This is a genomic window from Burkholderia sp. AU6039, assembly GCF_002223365.1.
Taxonomy (GTDB): Bacteria; Pseudomonadota; Gammaproteobacteria; order Burkholderiales; family Burkholderiaceae; genus Burkholderia.
On the sequence record NZ_NKFK01000005.1, the window covers coordinates 477,268 to 494,892 of the forward strand.

Here is a 17,625-nt window from a genome sequence, read left to right on the forward strand (position 1 = left end):
CACCGGTTCGCTGCTTCATTCCGGGATTCCCGGGCGCCGACATTCCCGTATCGTCTGTCCGATGCGCCTGTTTCGCAGTGACCTTTTCGTTCGGAATCCTTCCAGACATGCCTGTCGATCGACGATCAGTCACAGCTTCGTGCGCGATCGCCGGGTGTCGCCAGCATCACAATGACGTTGTGCCGCACGCCGTGACTGCTCGATGACGGGTGAGTATCCCGCTCGTTGATCCGACTGTGTCGGGCTTTTCTTGCTCGGTCGCGCAGGGGATGCCGGCGACGGCTGCGTGTGGCAACATCGCGGTGATTTCGACGTTCCATCCGGGTGCCGGCAGACCCATCTATCCGAGGGGGAGTCATGTTTGACCATGTCAAATTCGGCGTGACCGACTTTGCAGCGAGCAAGGCATTTTTCCTGAGCGCACTCGAGCCGCTTGGCGTCGTGGTGCAGGGCGAGGGCGAGCCGTCGTACGGCATCGAGATATCTCCGCCGGGCAAGCCTTCGTTGTGCCTGTTCCAGACGTCGGAGAAACCGGCGCATCTCCACATCGCGTTCGTGGCCGACAACCGGCAGCAAGTCGACGCGTTCTATCGCGCGGCGCTGGCGGCAGGCGGGAAGGACCATGGCGCGCCGGGGCTGCGGCCGCACTATCACGCGAATTACTACGCGGCGTTCGTCATCGGGCCGGATGGGCACAATATCGAGGTGGTGTGCCATCAGGCGCAGGGGTGAGCTTCCGGCGACTGATCGATGTCATTCACACCATGAGCGAACGCATACGCCACGCACGCAACCGAGCATTCCGGGATGAGTAACATCACCATTGATTTTCCTTTTTATCTCGTTGTGCTTGGAACTGGCATGGAATACTGGCCCGTGACGCTTTGTGTCGGCGTGGCAGGATTGTATGTCGGGGCAACTCGCCTGCGCGGTGTCTGGCAAGTTGTCTGCCTCGTCATTGCGCTCCTGTTCGTCGTTGATGCTGGCACCGGCATTTACTTGTCCCTGGGTTAGCGTTCAGGAAAATCACGCTGGCGCATGGCGTGCAAAACGTTGCCGGCGTGCGAACGTTGTACGCGTCGGAGTGCGGCCAGTCAGGAGCAGGCGCCGGGTCTCGGTACCCGGAGCGTCAACGCGTGGCGGAAAGAGCGCTGATTGAGCGTGAATATCCGGTCAGGGCTGGCCGAGACAGTCGATATGAAATTGCAGGCGATGCTTTGTGTAGCGGCACATCGAATGCTTCGGGCGGGTTTGCACCCGCATGCCGGACTTTTCCGGCAACGCAGCCGTGAACTGTGAATCGCGGTTGTTCCTTCACCGACTCGCTGCAACGGAGAAACGAGCAATGACCTCGAAAAGCATCCGCAGGGCAACGGCAGACGACGTACCGGTGCTGACGCGGATCCGGAATGACGCACACGCGAAGAAGCTCACGTACGACGACCATGTATGGGGCAAGGAAGGCGACGGATTTTCCGAGGCGTGGGTACGCAACAACGTGTCCCAAAAGGACGTGTATGTCGTCGAAGTGGGCGGCGCGTTGGCCGGAACGTTCTCGCTCGCCTTCGACGAGGACACGCACTGGGGGCCGCAGGAACCGATCGCTGGCTATGTGCACGGGCTGTGCGTGCGGGAAGGTTTCAACGGGCAAGGGCTCGGCAGCTTCATGCTCGACTGGTGCGGGCGCAAGGTGAGCAGCTTGAACCGGCGTTTCGTTCGACTCGATTGCGCCGTGGAGAACGTGACGCTCTGCGCTTACTACGAGTCGCTGGGCTTCATTCGCGTCGGGTCGAAATCAGACGGGATCGTCTGGTCACTGTACGAGAAGGCGGCTGAGTAGCGCTCCCTTGTACCTCACGCCACGTCACGCACGCTCATTCGACAGAACCGGCCGGATCATCGACAATTCGCGCCTATCAAAACATGAGAGAAGAGGGCAGGTGCATGCGCGGGTTCCGTAAAACGCTTGGGGTGATCCTGGGCTTTTCCGTCGTTGGCGTCACCGGCGTTCAAGCCGCTTCCAGCGAACTCGCCTTCCCCCGTTTCACCCAGGTGGAGGGCCGAACGGACGCCGACGGCCTCCCGCTGTCCGGCGTGAAACTCTGCGTGCTCCCCGACCATGCGCCATGCTTCGAGATGCCGCCCGTGCCGCTGCCCAATTCGCCGAAGGAGCTTTACCAGTTCGGACTGACGCCAAGGTCCGAGCGGCTGCCGATTGCGTCGGGCGGCTCGTGGGTGTTCTTCTCGGGAATGTTCTCGGGCGGCGGCAGCGGGATGCTGGAGCGCGTGGCGATCCTGCGTTATGGCGCGAACGGCAAGATCGAGAACCTGATGCCGGAAGTCACCCAGACGGAGCTGGCCGACCGCGCGATGTGGAAGGTGCCGGACGTGTCGTCCTATCCGGTGTTCGTTCGGGCCGATTATGTGTGGGGCAAGGACGAGAGTCATTTCGAAGCGCACCTGTTCGACGTCGATGCGTGGGTGTTCGATCCCGCTACCAACCAGTACAAGAAGCGGTTGTCCTACCGCACGACCAAACGCTATGACCGCGGCGAGGGCTCCGACCATGTGCTGACTTCCGAGCGTGCAGAAATTCTGCGGCGCCTCGCGGCCAGCAAGTAGCCCGGGGCCGGTGGCGCACCGGGAAGCCGTCGAGACGCACGACGGGTTTTGGCGGGGCCGGCGGGCCGTTCAACGCAGGTGTGGCTCGCGAAACCCTACCGCTGCGCGTCCCCGTAAGTCTCCCTGCACACCCCACGCAGCGCCTCGACGAGCAGATCCCGCGCCGGCGAGCGCGAATCGGCGGCGCGGGTAAACAGCGCGATGGGCGGAAGCGTCCACACCAGCGTGTACGGCACGATGGCCACGCCGGCGATCCGCACCAGTTCTTCCGCGATATCGGCCGGCACGATCGACACGGCCTCGTCGCTCGACGCGATCATCTCGCCGATCAGCTTGGATGAATAACTCTCGACGATCGGAACGGGCGGCGCGATGCCGGCCGACAGGAACAGGTCGGTGACCTGTTCCCGCATCGGCGTATGCGGCGCGCCGAGAATCCAGTCGAGCGCGTGCAGCTTGTGCCAGTCGAGCGCGGTGCGGGCCAGTTTCGCGGCAAGGCGCCGGCTCGCGATCATGCGCGGCTGCTGCTGGTACAGCACTTCGAAGGAGACCTGCCCCAGGTCGATCGCCGACGAAGCCCGCCCGATCACGATGTCGACGCCGTGATCCCTGAGCTGCAGCAGCAGTTGATCGCTGGTGCCCTCGTGAATCGTCACGGTCAGGCGCCGCTCCATGCGCGCTTGCAGCCGCTTGAGCGCCGCCGACAGCATCTGCCCGGAAATGAACGGAATCACGCCGATGTGCAGGTGGGCCGCATGGCCGGCGGCGACGGCCTCCATCTCGCGGGCGAGGTGGTCGAGATCCTTGATCATCGCCTTCGCCCGCTCGAGCACGACCGCGCCGAGCGCGGTGGGCCGCATGCCGCGCGACGAACGCTCGAACAGCGGCGTGCCGAACATGCTCTCCAGCTCGGACAGCGCGTTGGTCACGGCGGGCTGGCTGCTGGCCATGTGCTCCGCGACGCGCGTCAGCGACCCGTGCTGCTGGATCTGCAGCAACAGCACCAGGTGCCGCATCTTCAAGCGGGCGCCCAGCCGCCTGACCACGTCGTTTGCGTCAAAAGTCATTGACTGGTCACGTATCCATCATGAAAAAGTGATGGACCGATATTAAAACAGAATCAACACCTTATGGCGGATCCCTAGAATCCCCTTCATGGATCGCGCCGGGACTGGCCTGGCGCCCGTGCCCGGATCGAAAAACATGAAACAGACTGAGACACAGCAGCAGGCAGCATTCGACTATCACGAATTTCCGACGCCGGGAAAGATCTCGGTCGTCGCCAGCAAGCCGCTCGTGACCCAGCGCGATCTCGCGCTGGCGTACACGCCGGGCGTGGCGGGCGTGTGCGAGGCCATCGCCGCCGATCCGCTGCAGGCGCACCGGTTCACGAGCCGCGGCAACCTGGTGGGCGTGATCACGAACGGCACGGCCGTGCTCGGCCTGGGCAACATCGGCCCGCTCGCGTCGAAGCCGGTCATGGAAGGCAAGGCGGTGCTGTTCAAGAAGTTCGCGGGGATCGACGTCTTCGACATCGAGATCAACGAAACCGATCCGGACAAGCTGGTCGACATCATTGCCGGCCTCGAGCCGACCTTTGGCGGCATCAACCTCGAGGACATCAAGGCGCCCGAGTGCTTCACGGTCGAGCAGAAGCTGCGTGACCGCATGAAGATCCCCGTCTTCCACGACGACCAGCACGGCACCGCCATCACCGTCTCCGCCGCGTTCATCAACGGGTTGAAGGTCGTCGGGAAGTCGATTTCGGAAGTGAAGGTCGTGACGTCGGGGGCTGGCGCCGCGGCGCTGGCCTGTCTGGACCTGCTGGTCGACCTCGGGCTGCCGGTTGAAAACGTCTGGGTGACCGACATCGAGGGCGTCGTCTATCGCGGCCGCACCACGCTGATGGACCCGGCGAAGTCGCGCTTCGCGCAGGACACCGACGCGCGCAAGCTGGCCGACGTGATCGGCGGCGCGGACGTGTTCCTGGGCCTGTCGGTCGGCGGCATCCTGAGCGCCGAGATGCTGAAGGCGATGGCGCCGCGCCCGCTGATTCTCGCGCTGGCCAACCCCACGCCGGAAATATTCCCGGAACTGGCGCATGCGACGCGCGACGACGTCGTGATCGCGACGGGCCGCTCGGACTACCCGAACCAGGTCAACAACGTCCTCTGCTTCCCGTACATCTTCCGCGGCGCGCTGGACGTGGGCGCGACGACGATCACCCGCGAAATGGAGATCGCCGCCGTTCACGCGATCGCGGGGCTGGCCGAGGAAGAGCAGAACGAAGTCGTCGCGGCGGCCTACGGGGCGTACGACGTGGCGTTCGGCGCGCAATACCTGATTCCGAAGCCGTTCGACCCGCGCCTGATCGTCCGTATCGCGCCGGCCGTGGCCAAGGCGGCGATGGACGGCGGCGTGGCGAAGCGCCCGCTGACCGATCTCGACGCGTACGTCGAGCAACTGCAGCAATTCGTCTACCACTCCGGTGCATTCATGAAGCCGCTGTTCGCGACGGCGCGCCGGCTGGTGCGCGACGGCGGCAAGGCGCGGATCGTCTTTACCGAAGGCGAGGACGAGCGCGTGCTGCGCGCGGTGCAGGTGATCGTCGACGAGAAGCTGGCGCGGCCGATCCTGGTCGGGCGCCCTGAGGTACTGCTGGCGCGCATCGAGCGATTCGGCCTGCGGATCCGGCTCGGCCAGGATGTCGAGGTGACCAATCCCGAGTATGACGAGCGTTTCCCGCAGTACTGGACGAAGTACTGGGAGCTGCGCTGCCGGGATGGCATCTCGAAGGAGATGGCGCGGGTCGAGATGCGGCGCCGCCTGACGCTGATCGGCGCGATGATGGTGCGGCTCGGCGACGCGGACGGGATGATCTGCGGGACGGTGGGCGAGTATCACAACCACCTGCGGTTCGTCGACGAGGTGATCGGGAAGAAGCCGGGGGCGTCGACCTATGCGGCGATGAACATCCTGTTGCTCGACCAGCGGACGGTCGCGCTGGTGGATACGCACGTCAACGACAACCCCGACGCGGAGCAGATCGCGGAATTCACGATCGCCGCGGCGCGCCAGATGGAATGGCTGAACCTGACGCCGAAAGCGGCGCTGCTGTCGCGGTCGAACTTCGGGTCGGGGAGCGCGGCGTCGGGCGTGAAGATGCGCCGGGCGCTGGAGATCGTCCGGGAGCAGGCGCCGGATATCGAGGCGGACGGCGAGATGCATGGCGACTGCGCGCTCGACGAGGGCTTGCGGTCGAAGCTGCTGCCGATGTCGCCGCTGAAGGGCGCTGCCAACCTGCTGGTTTGCCCGAACGTGGATGCGGGGAATATCGCGTACAACCTGCTCAAGACCGAGGCGGGCAGCAACGTGGCGGTGGGGCCGTTCCTGCTGGGCGTCAACGCGCCGGTGAACATCCTGACGTCGAGCGCGACGGTGCGCCGGATCGTCAACATGGCGGCGCTGACGGTGATCGAGGCGAATCGCAACGCGTCTGCCTGAGCAGGCAACGAAGGCGCCGCGTAGCGGAATCCGGGTGGTAGCGGGTTCCGCTATCCGGTCGCCTGAATGAACAGGGGTGTGGGTGGTTCATGTCGCTGAGCCGCGTGTGTCAGGGGCGACTGGCTGCGGCTAGCTTCGGGCGTCGGCAATCGTTTGCACGCAGCCACCCGCACCTCGGTTTTACCCTGAGACGCACCCGCCGCCTACTTCCTTCGGCAGCAGCTTCTCGCGCCGATGCTGCAGTGCATTTAATAAGTATCACGTAACAACTTGCCCGGCGCGACATCCTGCCGCATCCACTTTTGATACCGATCCTAACGATCTTTTTAGGGCTCGCCACTTTCAATATCATCCGATAATTACCTTTTATTTTCGTCTAAAATCGCGCTTCTTCTTACTTTAGGACGGAAAGCGTTTTGAAAAGACTGACGAAAAATCTCTCGCGCACGGCCATCGCCGCATGCGTCGCTTATGCCGGGCTCCTGCCTTTATCCCGGCCCGCTGAAGCCCAGGTCGAACCTCTGAAGAATCCCGTCTACGGCGTGACCCTCGACGACCTGACCAAGCTGGACGCGATCGTCGCGTCGCTGCAGAACCTGCCGTACAAGCCCACCGTGCGTGTCGTGTTCGATCCGGGTACGTCGGCCGCCGACTACTACGCACCGCTGCTGCGCCTGCACGCCGTCGCGTACGTGATGGGCGAAGTCTACGATTCTTACTATTTCCCGACGGATCTCGCCACGTACAAGGCCAGGACGCAGGAACTGGTGTCGCAGTTGAAGAACACGGTCGACGTCTGGGAGATCGCGAACGAAATCAACGGCGAATGGCTGCGTAACGACCCGAGCGGGACGAACAGCGTGGTCAACGCGCAAGAGCAGCAGATCGGCCAGATGGTCGCGGCGGCCAACCAGATCGTCAAATCGAACGGCGGCAAGACGGCCATCACGCTGTACTACAACGACGACAGCAAGGGCACCAACTGCTGGGAGAAGCCGCAGGATTACTGGAAGACGTGGCCGACCACCTTCCTGTCGTCGACGGTCCGCCAGCAAGCCGACTACGCGCTGTTCAGCTACTACCCGTACCAGGATTGCCCGGGGCTGAATCCGACGTGGAAGAACGATTTCGCGGCGCTGGAAAGCATCTTCCCGAACGCGAAGGTCGGCTTCGGCGAAATCGGCACCTCGGATACCGCCGCGCCGGCGTCGGTGCAGCAGAACCTGATCAAGACGTACTACCCGATGGTCAACAGCATGACCGATCCGCGTTTCATCGGCGGATTCTTCTGGTGGAACTACGCCGAGCAGATGGTTCCGTATTCGACGAGCTCGTACTTCCAGCTGTTGCGTCAAACGATCCTTCCGCTCAAGGCGCCCAACTAAGCGAAAAGCGCCATCCATGAGCAAGCGTCAGCGTCGCTGTTAGAACCACAATGTCGCGCGTACCACGAGACCACGTGCGCGTGCCGCTGACGTCAACCCGAACCGGTATTGCACCGTGACATCCAGATAGCTTGCCGGCGCGCTATATCGGCCTTCGCGAAACCAGTACCGAAACTGGATGCCGGGCCCGGCACCGATCGCCGTCTTGTCCGGTTGCCGATTGTCGTGATCGCCGGCCACCGCGGCGTGCGGGTAGATGGTCAGCCGATCGCTGATCATCGGCAAACGCCAGGTGTGCCCGTAACGCAACTCCGAATAAATGATGTATCGCCCCGCGCTGATGAAGTAAGCGCCTTCAACGTAGGCCTGCCAGCTGCGCCAGCTCGGCTCGGTGACCCTCAGGTCGGTCCCGCCTTCCGACGAATAACCCAGGCGCATCAGCCAGTCCGTCATCGACTGGCTGCCGACGTGGAACAGCCGCTCGGCGGTCAGCACGACGTTCTGGTCGGGCAGCGGCTTGTAGCGCGCGCCCACCGAACCCTGCACGGTCGGCAGCCCGGTCGTGTTGCCCGATCCGTCGTAGGCCGTGCCGTAGCCGCGCACGAAGAACTGGAAGATGCGGCCGTTCTGATAGCCGATCTTCGGCGGCTGCCAATACACTTCCACACCCGGCTGCAACACGCTGATGGTGCCTTGTGGACCGAACGCGGCCGACTGGTACGGCGCGCTCAGGACGAACCCCCAGCTGCGCTGAAGCTGCTCGACCTCCCGCCGATAGCCGAACTTGTGTTGCGCATCGAAGGTGTGTTCGTTTTCGTCGGCGTCGAGGCTGTGCTCGAACAGGTCGATGGACTCCTGGTTCAGCCCGATCCGCTTGGCGGCGTAGCCCGCGTCCGCGTAGTTCATCGCATTGCCGGCACCGCCGGAAAATCCCGCCTGGAATGCGTCGAGCGCCTCGCGATCCTTGTGGTCGCGCAGCAGGTCATAGGCATCCTGCAACTTCTGTTGCGCGGTATTGTCGACCGGCGCCTCGGCGGCCTGATCGTCCAGCCGCGCCTGCGCCGCGATCGACGCGGCCATGTTGCGCTCGCCTTCGGTCGTCGCGTCGCTGGCCGCCAGGTCGGCCATGCGGATGGCGGTGTCGCGGTCGCCTGCCTGCAGGCTCATCTGCGCGATGCGCACCTGGACCACGGCCGATTTTTCATCGGCCAGCGGCGCCAGCGCGATGCCGGCCTCATGCGGAAGCTTCGCCGCGAGCGCGCTGTCCGACCAGGCGAGACGCAGGTTGCGCTGCTGTTCCTTGCTCCATTTCCCGGTCGCGACGGCGGCCGCGAAATCGCTGCACGCAACGTCGTAGCGCATCTGCCGCTGCGCCAGGTAGCCATGTTGCGCGCGTACCGCCGCACTCTTCGGAAAACGAACGATCAGCGATTCCACCATCGAATCCGCTTCGTCGACTTTTCCTTCCCGTCTGTATACGTCGACGAGCAGCAGCCCGAGCTGTTCGCTTCCGGGCTGAAGCTTGATGGCGCGCGACGCATACACTTCCGCGAGGGGCAGGTCGCCGGCATTGATTGCCTTGTAGGCGCTGTCGGCGAGCTTGTAGGCCTTGGGCGTCAGTTGCTGCGCGGCGGACGCCGGCGCCTGCCAGGCCAGCGACACGGCGATCGCCAGTGCGCTCAACCGTGCGCAGCGCTTGACGCTGGCCGCGATCGGGAGTGTCGAATGCTTCATGCCTGTTCTCCCGACGGTTTCTGCGCGGGAGCGCCTTGCTGCGCGGCCGGGTCGCCGTCGCGCAGGCGCGTGAGTTCGACGAAGCGCGAGTGCCGGGCGAGCTCGGCGGTAATCTCCGTGTCGCAGGCAATGAAATAGGCCACCTTCGCCCGGGCGCCGCGCCGCACGACGTCCTGTTCGTCCGGCGTGAGCGGCCGCCCGACCGCGATGTTCAGCGTGCCGTCGTCCGCCGTTGAAAACGGGACGGCCCGATACGCGTACTGCAGCTCGAAGGCGAGCGAATCCGCGAAGTGGCCCACCGCGACGTTGCCCAGGCTCACCCGGGGCAGCTCGGCTTGCTCGGCGATCGCGTCCGCGAGCGATTCGGCGGATATCGCGCAGCCTTCGACCAGCAGTTCCCCGAGCCGTCTGCCGCAGGTCAGCTGCTTCTCCAGGCTCGCCTGCAATTGCTCCAGTGTCACCACGCCCCAGCCGACCAGGATCTCGCCGACTTTCAGGCGCACTTTCCCGAGCGCTTCGTTCGACAGATAGGTATGACTGGTCTTGTCCCATGCTATGGGCTTGCCGGTCGCCAGGTGGCGGATATAGATGCGCCACGCGCGGCACACCGCGTAGAAGTTGATCAGGTTGTTGACGAACATCCGCGGAATCGAGAGCAGCCCCTGGGTCGGGCCGTTCAGCTTGCTGACGAAATGGAAGCGCTGCCCGGCGCGTGCAAACAGCATCGCGGTGTTGATCCACAGCAGTGGTGCGACCCAGTCGGCCGCCATGACGAGCGAGGCGCCGTTCGGGATGACATGGCCGGCTCTCTGGAGCGCGCCCAGCAGCAGGAAGTTGAGCAGCACGCCATAGGCAACGACCGAAAACAGCGAGGTCACGATGCCCTTGCGATCGTGGAAGAACATGTATCGGGTGAGCAGGTTGCCTTTCCAGCCGAGTTGCTCCCATCCCTGAAACGCAATGCCGAGGATCCAGCGCGTGCGCTGACGGTACGCGGTACGGAATGTTTTCGGAAAGTACTCGCGCGTGGCCAGCAGGTTTCGGCTGACGACGCCACCCTGCGCGCGCTCGTTGGTGTCATCGCGCGCGATCCCCGTCAGCGGAATGCACGCGAAGGTTTCCTTCATCCCCAGGTCTCTCAACCGGAAGCTGAAGTCGTAATCCTCGGTCAGCGAACTGGTGTTGAACGGAGAGCCGTTGCGTTCCTTCATCGCCGCTTCGATCGAGCGCCTGCTGTAGCACGACGCCACGCCCGCGCCCGGGACGACGCCGGTCAGCCGGGCTCGCACCGGCACGTCCTTCTGGTGCGTTTCGCTGAAGTCGTCGAGGTAGCAGCCGGCGACGAACTCGTTCCATTTCCGCGGCAACGACAGCACGGGAAGCTGGACCAGGTCGCTGTCCGCCACCGCGTGGTTGAGGTACTTGAGCTCGACCGGATGAATGACGTCCTCGCAGTCGTGCATGACGACGCCCGCGAACTGGATGTGATGGACCGATTCGTAACGCAGGATGGCTTCGACGATCCAGTTCAGGCAGTCCGCCTTGCAGGTCGGCCCGTCGTTCATCACGGTCGCGCGCGTGACCCGGCCCGGATACCGGCGGACCATGCGTTCGACCTCGGCCGTGGTTTCGGCATCGTTGTGATAGGTGCCGACGAATATCACGTAGCGCTCGTACTCGAGCGTCGCCAACGTGTTTTCGATCATCTTGGCGATCACGTCATATTCTTTCCACGCCGGCACCATCAGCGCCAGATGCCGCTCTTCCAGCGCGCGCAGCATGCCGATATCGATCGTTTGCGATTTTTCGCGGCGCAGGATGCGCCCGATCTCAAAGGACCAATAGCAGGCATCCAGCGTGAGGTCATCCAGTGTGCTGACCAGGATGACGATTGCGGTCACAATGGTGACGATGTTAAGCGCATATAAATACGCACTCCAAACCATGTTGTCCATCATCTTTCCCGCGCTGTTATCTTTTATTTGATTATTTCCCCTCGTACCGACGCAAGACGAAACGTTCATTCGCCCTCGTCGCCCCGTCACGTCCACTGCGTGGTGTGCGCCACGCGAATGCCTGCCGCTCGAAAAAGCGCGCGCCGCGCGCGCTTCGTCGATGCAGCCACGTCACATCGCGAGCGATGCAACGTGTTCCGTGGATGACTTTTGGACAGCCCATTTCCGCCTGCCTGCCTCCGTCACTGCATCCTTCAACGCTCGCAGCCGCTCTCCGCCCGGCGCGCGCGCATGGCTCCCCGCGCATCGACTTCGCAACACAGTGCTCATGTAGCAAGTCGTGCGCCATCGCCGCGCGACCCTTGACGTTGCGGGCGTCGCGAACCGCCGCACAGGATCGGCCCGCCGAATCCGAGCCAAATGTTTCAGTGCTGAAACACGCCGTAGATCGACCGGATGACACATCGTTTTCGGACCCTCGGCACGTGCGCGGCTGGCGGCCCTCGAAAATCGTCATGCGATTCCTGCGGTGATCGGCCGGATGAATGGAGGTTGAACCGAAAATCGAGCGCGCCAGGCGTCGTTGCGCGTGCGAGCGTGCCATCCACGGCGATCGTCGCATCGCGATCCGCGAAGCGTGGGGCACGACAGGTTTCACTTGGGGCGCATGAGCGGGTTTCGCGTGTTTGTCCGATTAAATTCGTGACATCGCCGCGTTGCACGCCTGAAACGTTTTATCGACGCATTTTCGAGCGGCCTCGATGCGCCAATTTCGTCGCCTTGGCGCTATGCCCATTTGCGACGGATGGTACGGTTCTAGCTTGAAAGTAAAACCATCTCCTACCGGATTTATTTGTCTGGTTTCAATTGCGCATCAAAATCTTCACGACATGGCGCCCCGATTCCGGATGGTGATTCGACGTGCTCGTTTCGCTGACGAGATGAACTTATTTCGCATATCAAAGGATGAAAATCATGCCTTCGCATCGCAATCAATCTTTTCGAAACGGGTTGAGCGCCGCCGGATCAATCGTCGCATTGATCACGACGCTCGTCTTCGCCGTCGGCGTTCAGGATGTGGGTGCGCAGCAGACGAGTAATTCCTCTGCACAGAAGATCAAGCCGCCTCCGCTGCCGAACGGCTCGGCGCACGTCAACGTGAAAGCCGGCATGTCCGACGAGGATTGGGAAAAGGCGTACAAGGAAACGGGCCGCCCGAAGTTCAGCAAGAAGTCGGTCAGTAAATCCAACGGCAATGTGGAACGTGAATAGGGAGAAACGGCCATGAAAAAGATCTTGCTCGTCATCGCCCTGCTTGCGGGACTCGCGCAAATGACATTGCCGGGCACCGCGCACGCGCAGGCCACCACTGCCCATACGCTCATCCTGTACGACAATCCGGCCAACGATCCGTTTTCGAAGCTGGGCCTGATGTACAGCATCATGCTGAGAAACCTGCTGGGTCACTTCAATACGACCGTCGATCTGGTTCCGATCCAGAACTACACGGCCGGCATGGTCGGGAATCACGACGCGACGTTCTATATCGGCAACTACTACAACAACCCGATTCCGACCGCGTTCATGAGCGACGTGATGACCACCAAGAAGACGGTGGTCTGGTTCAAGTACAACCTGTGGCAACTGGCATGGAACACGGCCTACACGTTCAACCAGACCTACGGGTTCAGCTTCCTGGGCCTCGCCGGGATGAACGCGACGCCATCGTCGAGCAATCCGAATCCCGGGTTCTACGACACGGTCACGTACAAGAACCTGCCGATGGTCAAGTACTACGCCTATGACGCGTCGTCCGGCACGATCAATGCGGATCCGGACGTCGGACTGACCCAGGTCGTCGATGCCACCAAGGCGCAGGCGCTCGTCACCATCAAGAACAGCAAGAGCGGCGCAACCGCACCGTACGTCATGCGCTCGGGCAACTTCTGGTACTTCGCGGACATGCCGTTTTCCTATATCGGCCCGACGGATCGCTACCTGGTGATCTGCGACATCCTGCACGACATCCTGCAGACCAATGCACCGGTGAATCATCGTGCGCTCGTCCGCCTGGAGGACCTCGACGCGTATACCACGACGAGTTCGATGCAGCTGCTGACGAACTACATGTACTCGAAGCGGATTCCGTTCACGATGGCCACCATCCCGTTGTATACGGACCCGAACGGCTACTACAACGGCGGTGTGCCGGAGACGATCCATCTGGCGCAGGCAACGGGCCTCAAGCGGGCGCTGAATTATGCGCTGTTGCGCGGCGGCTCGATCGTGATGCACGGCTATACGCACCAGTACGATTCGACACCGAACCTGTTGAATGCCGTCAGCGGCAGCGACTACGAGTTCTGGTACGCGGTGCAGAACCGGCCGGTTGATGAGGATTCCGTGCAATGGGCGGAAGGCAGAATGGCCGATGGCCTGCTCGAGTTCACGCTCAACGGCTACAAGATCGTCGGCTGGGCCGCACCGCAGTACCAGATGTCCCCGGCTGCGTCGTCGGCGACAGCCCTCACGTTCCCGACCACGTTCCAGCGGGCCGTGTATTACACCGCGACCAAACCGCAACTCGGCACGGGTGCCGCCAACCAGGATTTTTCGGCCGGGCAGTTTTTCCCGTACATCATCAACGCTGATTACTACGGGCAGCGGATCATTCCGGAGAACCTGGGTAGCGTGCAGTACAACATCTGCAACGTCGACCCGTTCTCGTGCATCACCTACACGTGGCAGCAAATCGTGACCAATGCGCAGTATGGCCTGGCGGTGCGGGACGGTTTCGCGTCCTTCTTCTTCCATCCGTACTGGCTCGAACCGGATCTCGGATTGCCGGCGTATCAGGACTTCCAGAGCATGATTACCGGCATTACGAATCTCGGCTACACGTGGGTGGACGGCACGACGGCCAAGTGACGCAGGCGTAGCGACAGCAACGTGCGACCCGCATTGGCAACGCGGGTCGCACGTTTGCATTTGATCGGCTACGATGACGCGCAGGCATGCTTCCGGAGAGCCAGCGATGACCACGTATGGGATCCCGGCCTGGCGCAGGATTCAACAACGCATGGGCCGGCTTCGACTCGCAACGCAACCGGGCTCGCTCGCCGCCGCGCCGCGTTCGCCTCGCGCGGCGACGCTCGCGGCGATCGGCGCATCGCTCGTCGTGGCCGCCTGCAGCTGGACCGCGCACGACGTGCACGCCGACGGCATCGCCTGGCAGGTGGACAACACGACGACCAATCCGGCCGGCAACTGGCAGATCCTCGGCATCCACGATCTGCTGATTCAATGGACCGTCGTCGACGATACCGCGTTCATCGCCAACACCCGCATCCAGCCTGCCGCGCACCTTCCCGACTGGGAGCGTATCGGTCGTGAGCCCTGGGCGAGGAACGTGATCCTGGGCCTCGCCGGCTACCAGGACGAAAAACGGGCGCGCACCCATCTGTCGACGCTCGCCGATCAATCCCTCGAAGTAGCGCACGCAACGATCCCGCTGCATGTCACCGGTTATTACTTTCCGGTGGAGATCGATCCGACCTGGCAGGACGCGCCCAAGCTCGCCGCGATCCTGCAACGGCTGCCGCGTCCGCTCTGGGTGAGCGTGTACGACCAGACCAACATCGGCGGAAAGACGCTCGCGGACTGGCTCGCGGCGTGGCTGCCCGCGGACGTCGGCGTGTTCTTCCAGGACGGCTGCGGCGTCTATGCCCGCGAGCCGTATGTCGCGCGCAGCTACCTCGACGAACTCGTTTCAAAACTGGGCAAGCAACGCGTGCGGGTGATCGCCGAGGCGTTCCGGCCCGCCGAGCGGGGCGGGTTTCGCGCCGCCAGCGCCGACGAGCTGAGCAAGCAACTGGTGGCCTATCGCGGCTACTCGGTCTATCTGTTCGACGGTCCGCACTACGTGTCGGACGACCTCACGCGCGCGCTCTCGACGTGGAAGCCCAAGCCGCCGCCGCCCGCGCCTGCGGGGCCGGCGCACTGATTCGGCCGGGTCCCGGCCACAAGCTGGGCGGGCAGGGTGAGCGCGCGGCGAAACGAAACAATCGGGCGGATTGGCTTTCCGCCGGCAACACGTGCGTCAAGCCCTGGGTCGAAACGCTGGCGGACCGCGCGTTTCGCTGCGCCCGCCAGCGCCCGATGTGATGACCAAACCGCAAGACCTAGTGCATAGATATCGTTTGCCGCGGCCTTAATGACTATCGACAATCGTGGCTCGATTTCACCGCCGTGGCGCCAGAAGCGCCGCGGTGGCCGGTATCGGGCGGCTATCCCGGCCGTCCGCGCCATCCAGCTCACGACGACATGTACGCGTTCACTCCCTCATTCCAGAATCCCGCCGGCTCGCCGATCCGCGAACTGTTCAAGTACCTGTCCGAACCGGGCATGATTTCCTTCGCGGGCGGTTATCCGGCCAGCGACCTGTTCGACGTCGACGGCCTGAACGCAGCCGCCGGGCGCGCGTACGCGCAGCCCGTGCGCTGCCTGCAATACGGCCCGACCGACGGCCTCGCCGAACTGAAGCAGCAATTGATCGCGCTGATGGGGCGGCGCGGCGTGACGTGCACGGCGGCCGAACTGCTCGTCACGACCGGTTCGCAGCAGGGTCTCGACCTGCTGCTGCGCGTGATGGTGTCGCCCGGCGACGTCGTGCTGACCGAGCAACCGGCTTACCCGGCGACGCTGCAGGCGATGCGTCTGCAGCAGGCGCGCATCGTGACGATTCCGGTCGACGGCGCGGGCCTCGACGTCGATCGTCTCGGCGAACAGCTCGCGTCCGGCGCGATCGCGCAGCCGAAACTGCTCTACACGGTCCCGACCTTCGCGAACCCGACGGGCGCGACGCTCACGCGCGAGCGCCGGCTGAAGCTGCTGCGTCTCGCGGTGCAATACCGTTTCCTGATCATCGAGGACGATCCATACGGCGACCTGCGTTTCGCGGGCGAAGCCGTGCCGTCGATGCTCGCACTCGCCGATGAAGTGGACGGCGCGCGCGACTGGATCGTGCATTTCGCGAGCCTGTCGAAGATCGTCGCGCCCGGGCTGCGCGTGGGCTGGACGATCGCGCCGGCCGAGATCGCGCGGCGCTGCGTGATCGCGAAGCAGACGGTCGATCTGTGCAGCACGCCGTGGACCCAGGCGGCCGCCGCCGAGTATCTGGCCGACGGTGCGCTCGAACGCCATCTGCCGCGCATCACGGCCGCGTACCAGCGCAAATGCGACGCGATGTGCGACGCGTTGCGCGACGGCCTCGGCGATGCGATCGAATTCCATCGTCCCGAAGGCGGGATGTTCGTGTGGGCGCGGATCGGCGCGGTGTCGTCGGACGTGCTGCTGCAACAGGCGATCGCGAACAAGGTCGTGTTCGTGCCGGGCAAGGCGTTCTTCGCGGACAACGTTGACGCGGCCTCGCTGCGCCTGTCGTTCGCCGCGCCGGACGTCGACGCGATCCGGGAAGGCGTGGCGCGCCTCGTGCGCGCGTATGGTGCGGCGCTGGCCGCGTGAGGAGACACCAACATGACGATCACCGTCAACGACACCGTATCGATGGGCGCAGCGCCGGGCGCGAGCGATAACCGGCCGGTTGCACACCGGTCGTCGCAGATCAGCGCCGGGCCGCAGTATGTGGCCGACGTGCTCGGCCGCTTCGGCGCGGAGCCGGCGGCCGACCTCGGCGACGCGGCACCGGTCGTGCTCGGCTACAACTGAGCCGCGCGGCGACGGCCGGCGCGCCACACGCGTGCCGTCGCTGCTGCAAACGGTTAAGCTGGCGCGATCGCAACCTGCACGATCGCCGCTTCGTCATGCCCGACTCCACTTCCGAATCACTCGCGCAAACCTACGAGCGCCTGTGGTCCTGCCTCGAATCCGGCGTGAGCGCGCAACGCTCGCCGTTCACGATGCTGCAGGCCGCGACGCTCGGCATCGACGGCGCGCCGAAGGTGCGCACGATCGTGTTGCGTCAGGTGAGCCGCGCCGATCGCGTGCTGTCGTTTCATACCGATGCGCGTTCGGAGAAGGTCGCGGAGCTGCGCCGCGATCCGCGCATCGCGCTCGTCGCCAACGATCTCGATGCGCTCGTGCAGATTCGCGTGGAAGGTGCGGCGTCGATCTGCGACGACGAAGCGCAACGGCGCGCGATCTGGCAAGCGAGCCGTCCGCATACGCTGCTGCTGTATCGCGCACCGTTGCCGCCCGGTACGCCGGTCGCGTCGCCGGAAGCCGCGCATGTCCCGGCGAGCCAGAGTGCAGCATCAACCGATGACGGCTACGACAACTTCTGCCTGCTCCACGTGACCGTGACGCGTATCGACTGGCTCGAACTCGCGCGCACCGGCCATCGTCGCGCGGTATTCGATCTGCACGAACGCGGCTACGAAGGCCGCTGGGTCGCGCCCTGACGCTGC

The 17,625-nt window shown here is 63.8% G+C and carries 15 protein-coding genes; 12 read left to right on the plus strand and 3 right to left on the minus strand.

Annotation, left to right across the window (positions count from 1 at the left end):
- Positions 1 to 357: 357 nt before the first annotated feature.
- The 4 genes from CFB39_RS19935 to CFB39_RS19950 all read left to right on the plus strand — a co-directional run bounded on the left by CFB39_RS19935 (position 358) and on the right by CFB39_RS19950 (position 2,622).
- On the plus strand, positions 358 to 732 hold the full coding sequence (locus CFB39_RS19935; RefSeq protein WP_089474137.1) for a VOC family protein: 375 nt from the start codon (positions 358 to 360) through the stop codon (positions 730 to 732).
- A 75-nt stretch (positions 733 to 807) separates the two neighbouring features.
- Entirely contained in the window at positions 808 to 1,014 is a 207-nt protein-coding gene (locus tag CFB39_RS19940; RefSeq protein ID WP_089474138.1) for a hypothetical protein, read from the plus strand.
- Positions 1,015 to 1,345: 331 nt separating this feature from the next.
- Positions 1,346 to 1,840, plus strand: coding sequence for a GNAT family N-acetyltransferase (locus CFB39_RS19945; RefSeq protein ID WP_089428337.1), 495 nt, complete (start codon positions 1,346 to 1,348; stop codon positions 1,838 to 1,840).
- A 104-nt stretch (positions 1,841 to 1,944) separates the two neighbouring features.
- A complete protein-coding gene (locus CFB39_RS19950) occupies positions 1,945 to 2,622 on the plus strand; it encodes a hypothetical protein (protein ID WP_089474139.1) in 678 nt (225 codons plus the stop codon).
- A gap of 95 nt (positions 2,623 to 2,717) precedes the next feature.
- Here the strand turns inward: CFB39_RS19950 and CFB39_RS19955 are convergent, their stop codons facing one another.
- Positions 2,718 to 3,689, minus strand: coding sequence for a LysR substrate-binding domain-containing protein (locus CFB39_RS19955; protein ID WP_089447068.1), 972 nt, complete (start codon positions 3,687 to 3,689; stop codon positions 2,718 to 2,720).
- Positions 3,690 to 3,825: 136 nt separating this feature from the next.
- On the opposite strand from CFB39_RS19955, the gene CFB39_RS19960 reads away from it, so the two are divergent.
- Together CFB39_RS19960 and CFB39_RS19965 are read left to right on the plus strand one after the other, a co-directional pair.
- Positions 3,826 to 6,126, plus strand: coding sequence for an NADP-dependent malic enzyme (locus CFB39_RS19960; protein WP_089474140.1), 2,301 nt, complete (start codon positions 3,826 to 3,828; stop codon positions 6,124 to 6,126).
- 452 nt (positions 6,127 to 6,578) lie between these two features.
- Entirely contained in the window at positions 6,579 to 7,511 is a 933-nt protein-coding gene (locus CFB39_RS19965) for a hypothetical protein (protein WP_373452747.1), read from the plus strand.
- A 39-nt stretch (positions 7,512 to 7,550) separates the two neighbouring features.
- Here CFB39_RS19965 and CFB39_RS19970 read toward each other — a convergent pair whose 3' ends face one another.
- Together CFB39_RS19970 and CFB39_RS19975 are read right to left on the minus strand one after the other, a co-directional pair.
- Entirely contained in the window at positions 7,551 to 9,245 is a 1,695-nt protein-coding gene (locus CFB39_RS19970; protein ID WP_089474142.1) for a bacteriophage N4 adsorption protein A, read from the minus strand.
- Positions 9,242 to 11,296 (minus strand): glycosyl transferase family protein, encoded by a 2,055-nt coding sequence (locus CFB39_RS19975; protein ID WP_256991433.1) that lies wholly within the window; start codon positions 11,294 to 11,296, stop codon positions 9,242 to 9,244. Before CFB39_RS19975 ends, CFB39_RS19970 begins: the two co-directional genes overlap by 4 nt.
- 879 nt (positions 11,297 to 12,175) lie before the next feature.
- Between CFB39_RS19975 and CFB39_RS19980 the strand changes: the two genes are divergently transcribed.
- The 6 genes from CFB39_RS19980 (at position 12,176) to CFB39_RS20005 (ending at position 17,619) form a co-directional block, all read left to right on the plus strand.
- Positions 12,176 to 12,472: a hypothetical protein gene (locus tag CFB39_RS19980; RefSeq protein WP_175238053.1), complete on the plus strand. Its 297-nt coding sequence runs from the start codon at positions 12,176 to 12,178 to the stop codon at positions 12,470 to 12,472.
- 12 nt (positions 12,473 to 12,484) lie between these two features.
- On the plus strand, positions 12,485 to 14,128 hold the full coding sequence (locus CFB39_RS19985) for a DUF2334 domain-containing protein (RefSeq protein ID WP_089474144.1): 1,644 nt from the start codon (positions 12,485 to 12,487) through the stop codon (positions 14,126 to 14,128).
- Between the two features lie 106 nt (positions 14,129 to 14,234).
- Positions 14,235 to 15,203 (plus strand): hypothetical protein, encoded by a 969-nt coding sequence (locus tag CFB39_RS19990; RefSeq protein WP_089474145.1) that lies wholly within the window; start codon positions 14,235 to 14,237, stop codon positions 15,201 to 15,203.
- Between the two features lie 320 nt (positions 15,204 to 15,523).
- Positions 15,524 to 16,723 carry a PLP-dependent aminotransferase family protein gene (locus CFB39_RS19995; RefSeq protein ID WP_089474146.1) on the plus strand — a complete coding sequence of 400 codons (1,200 nt, stop codon included), beginning with the start codon at positions 15,524 to 15,526 and terminating at the stop codon, positions 16,721 to 16,723.
- 12 nt (positions 16,724 to 16,735) lie between these two features.
- On the plus strand, positions 16,736 to 16,927 hold the full coding sequence (locus CFB39_RS20000) for a hypothetical protein (RefSeq protein WP_089474147.1): 192 nt from the start codon (positions 16,736 to 16,738) through the stop codon (positions 16,925 to 16,927).
- A 95-nt stretch (positions 16,928 to 17,022) separates the two neighbouring features.
- Positions 17,023 to 17,619 carry a pyridoxamine 5'-phosphate oxidase family protein gene (locus CFB39_RS20005; protein WP_089474148.1) on the plus strand — a complete coding sequence of 199 codons (597 nt, stop codon included), beginning with the start codon at positions 17,023 to 17,025 and terminating at the stop codon, positions 17,617 to 17,619.
- Positions 17,620 to 17,625 lie beyond the last annotated feature (6 nt).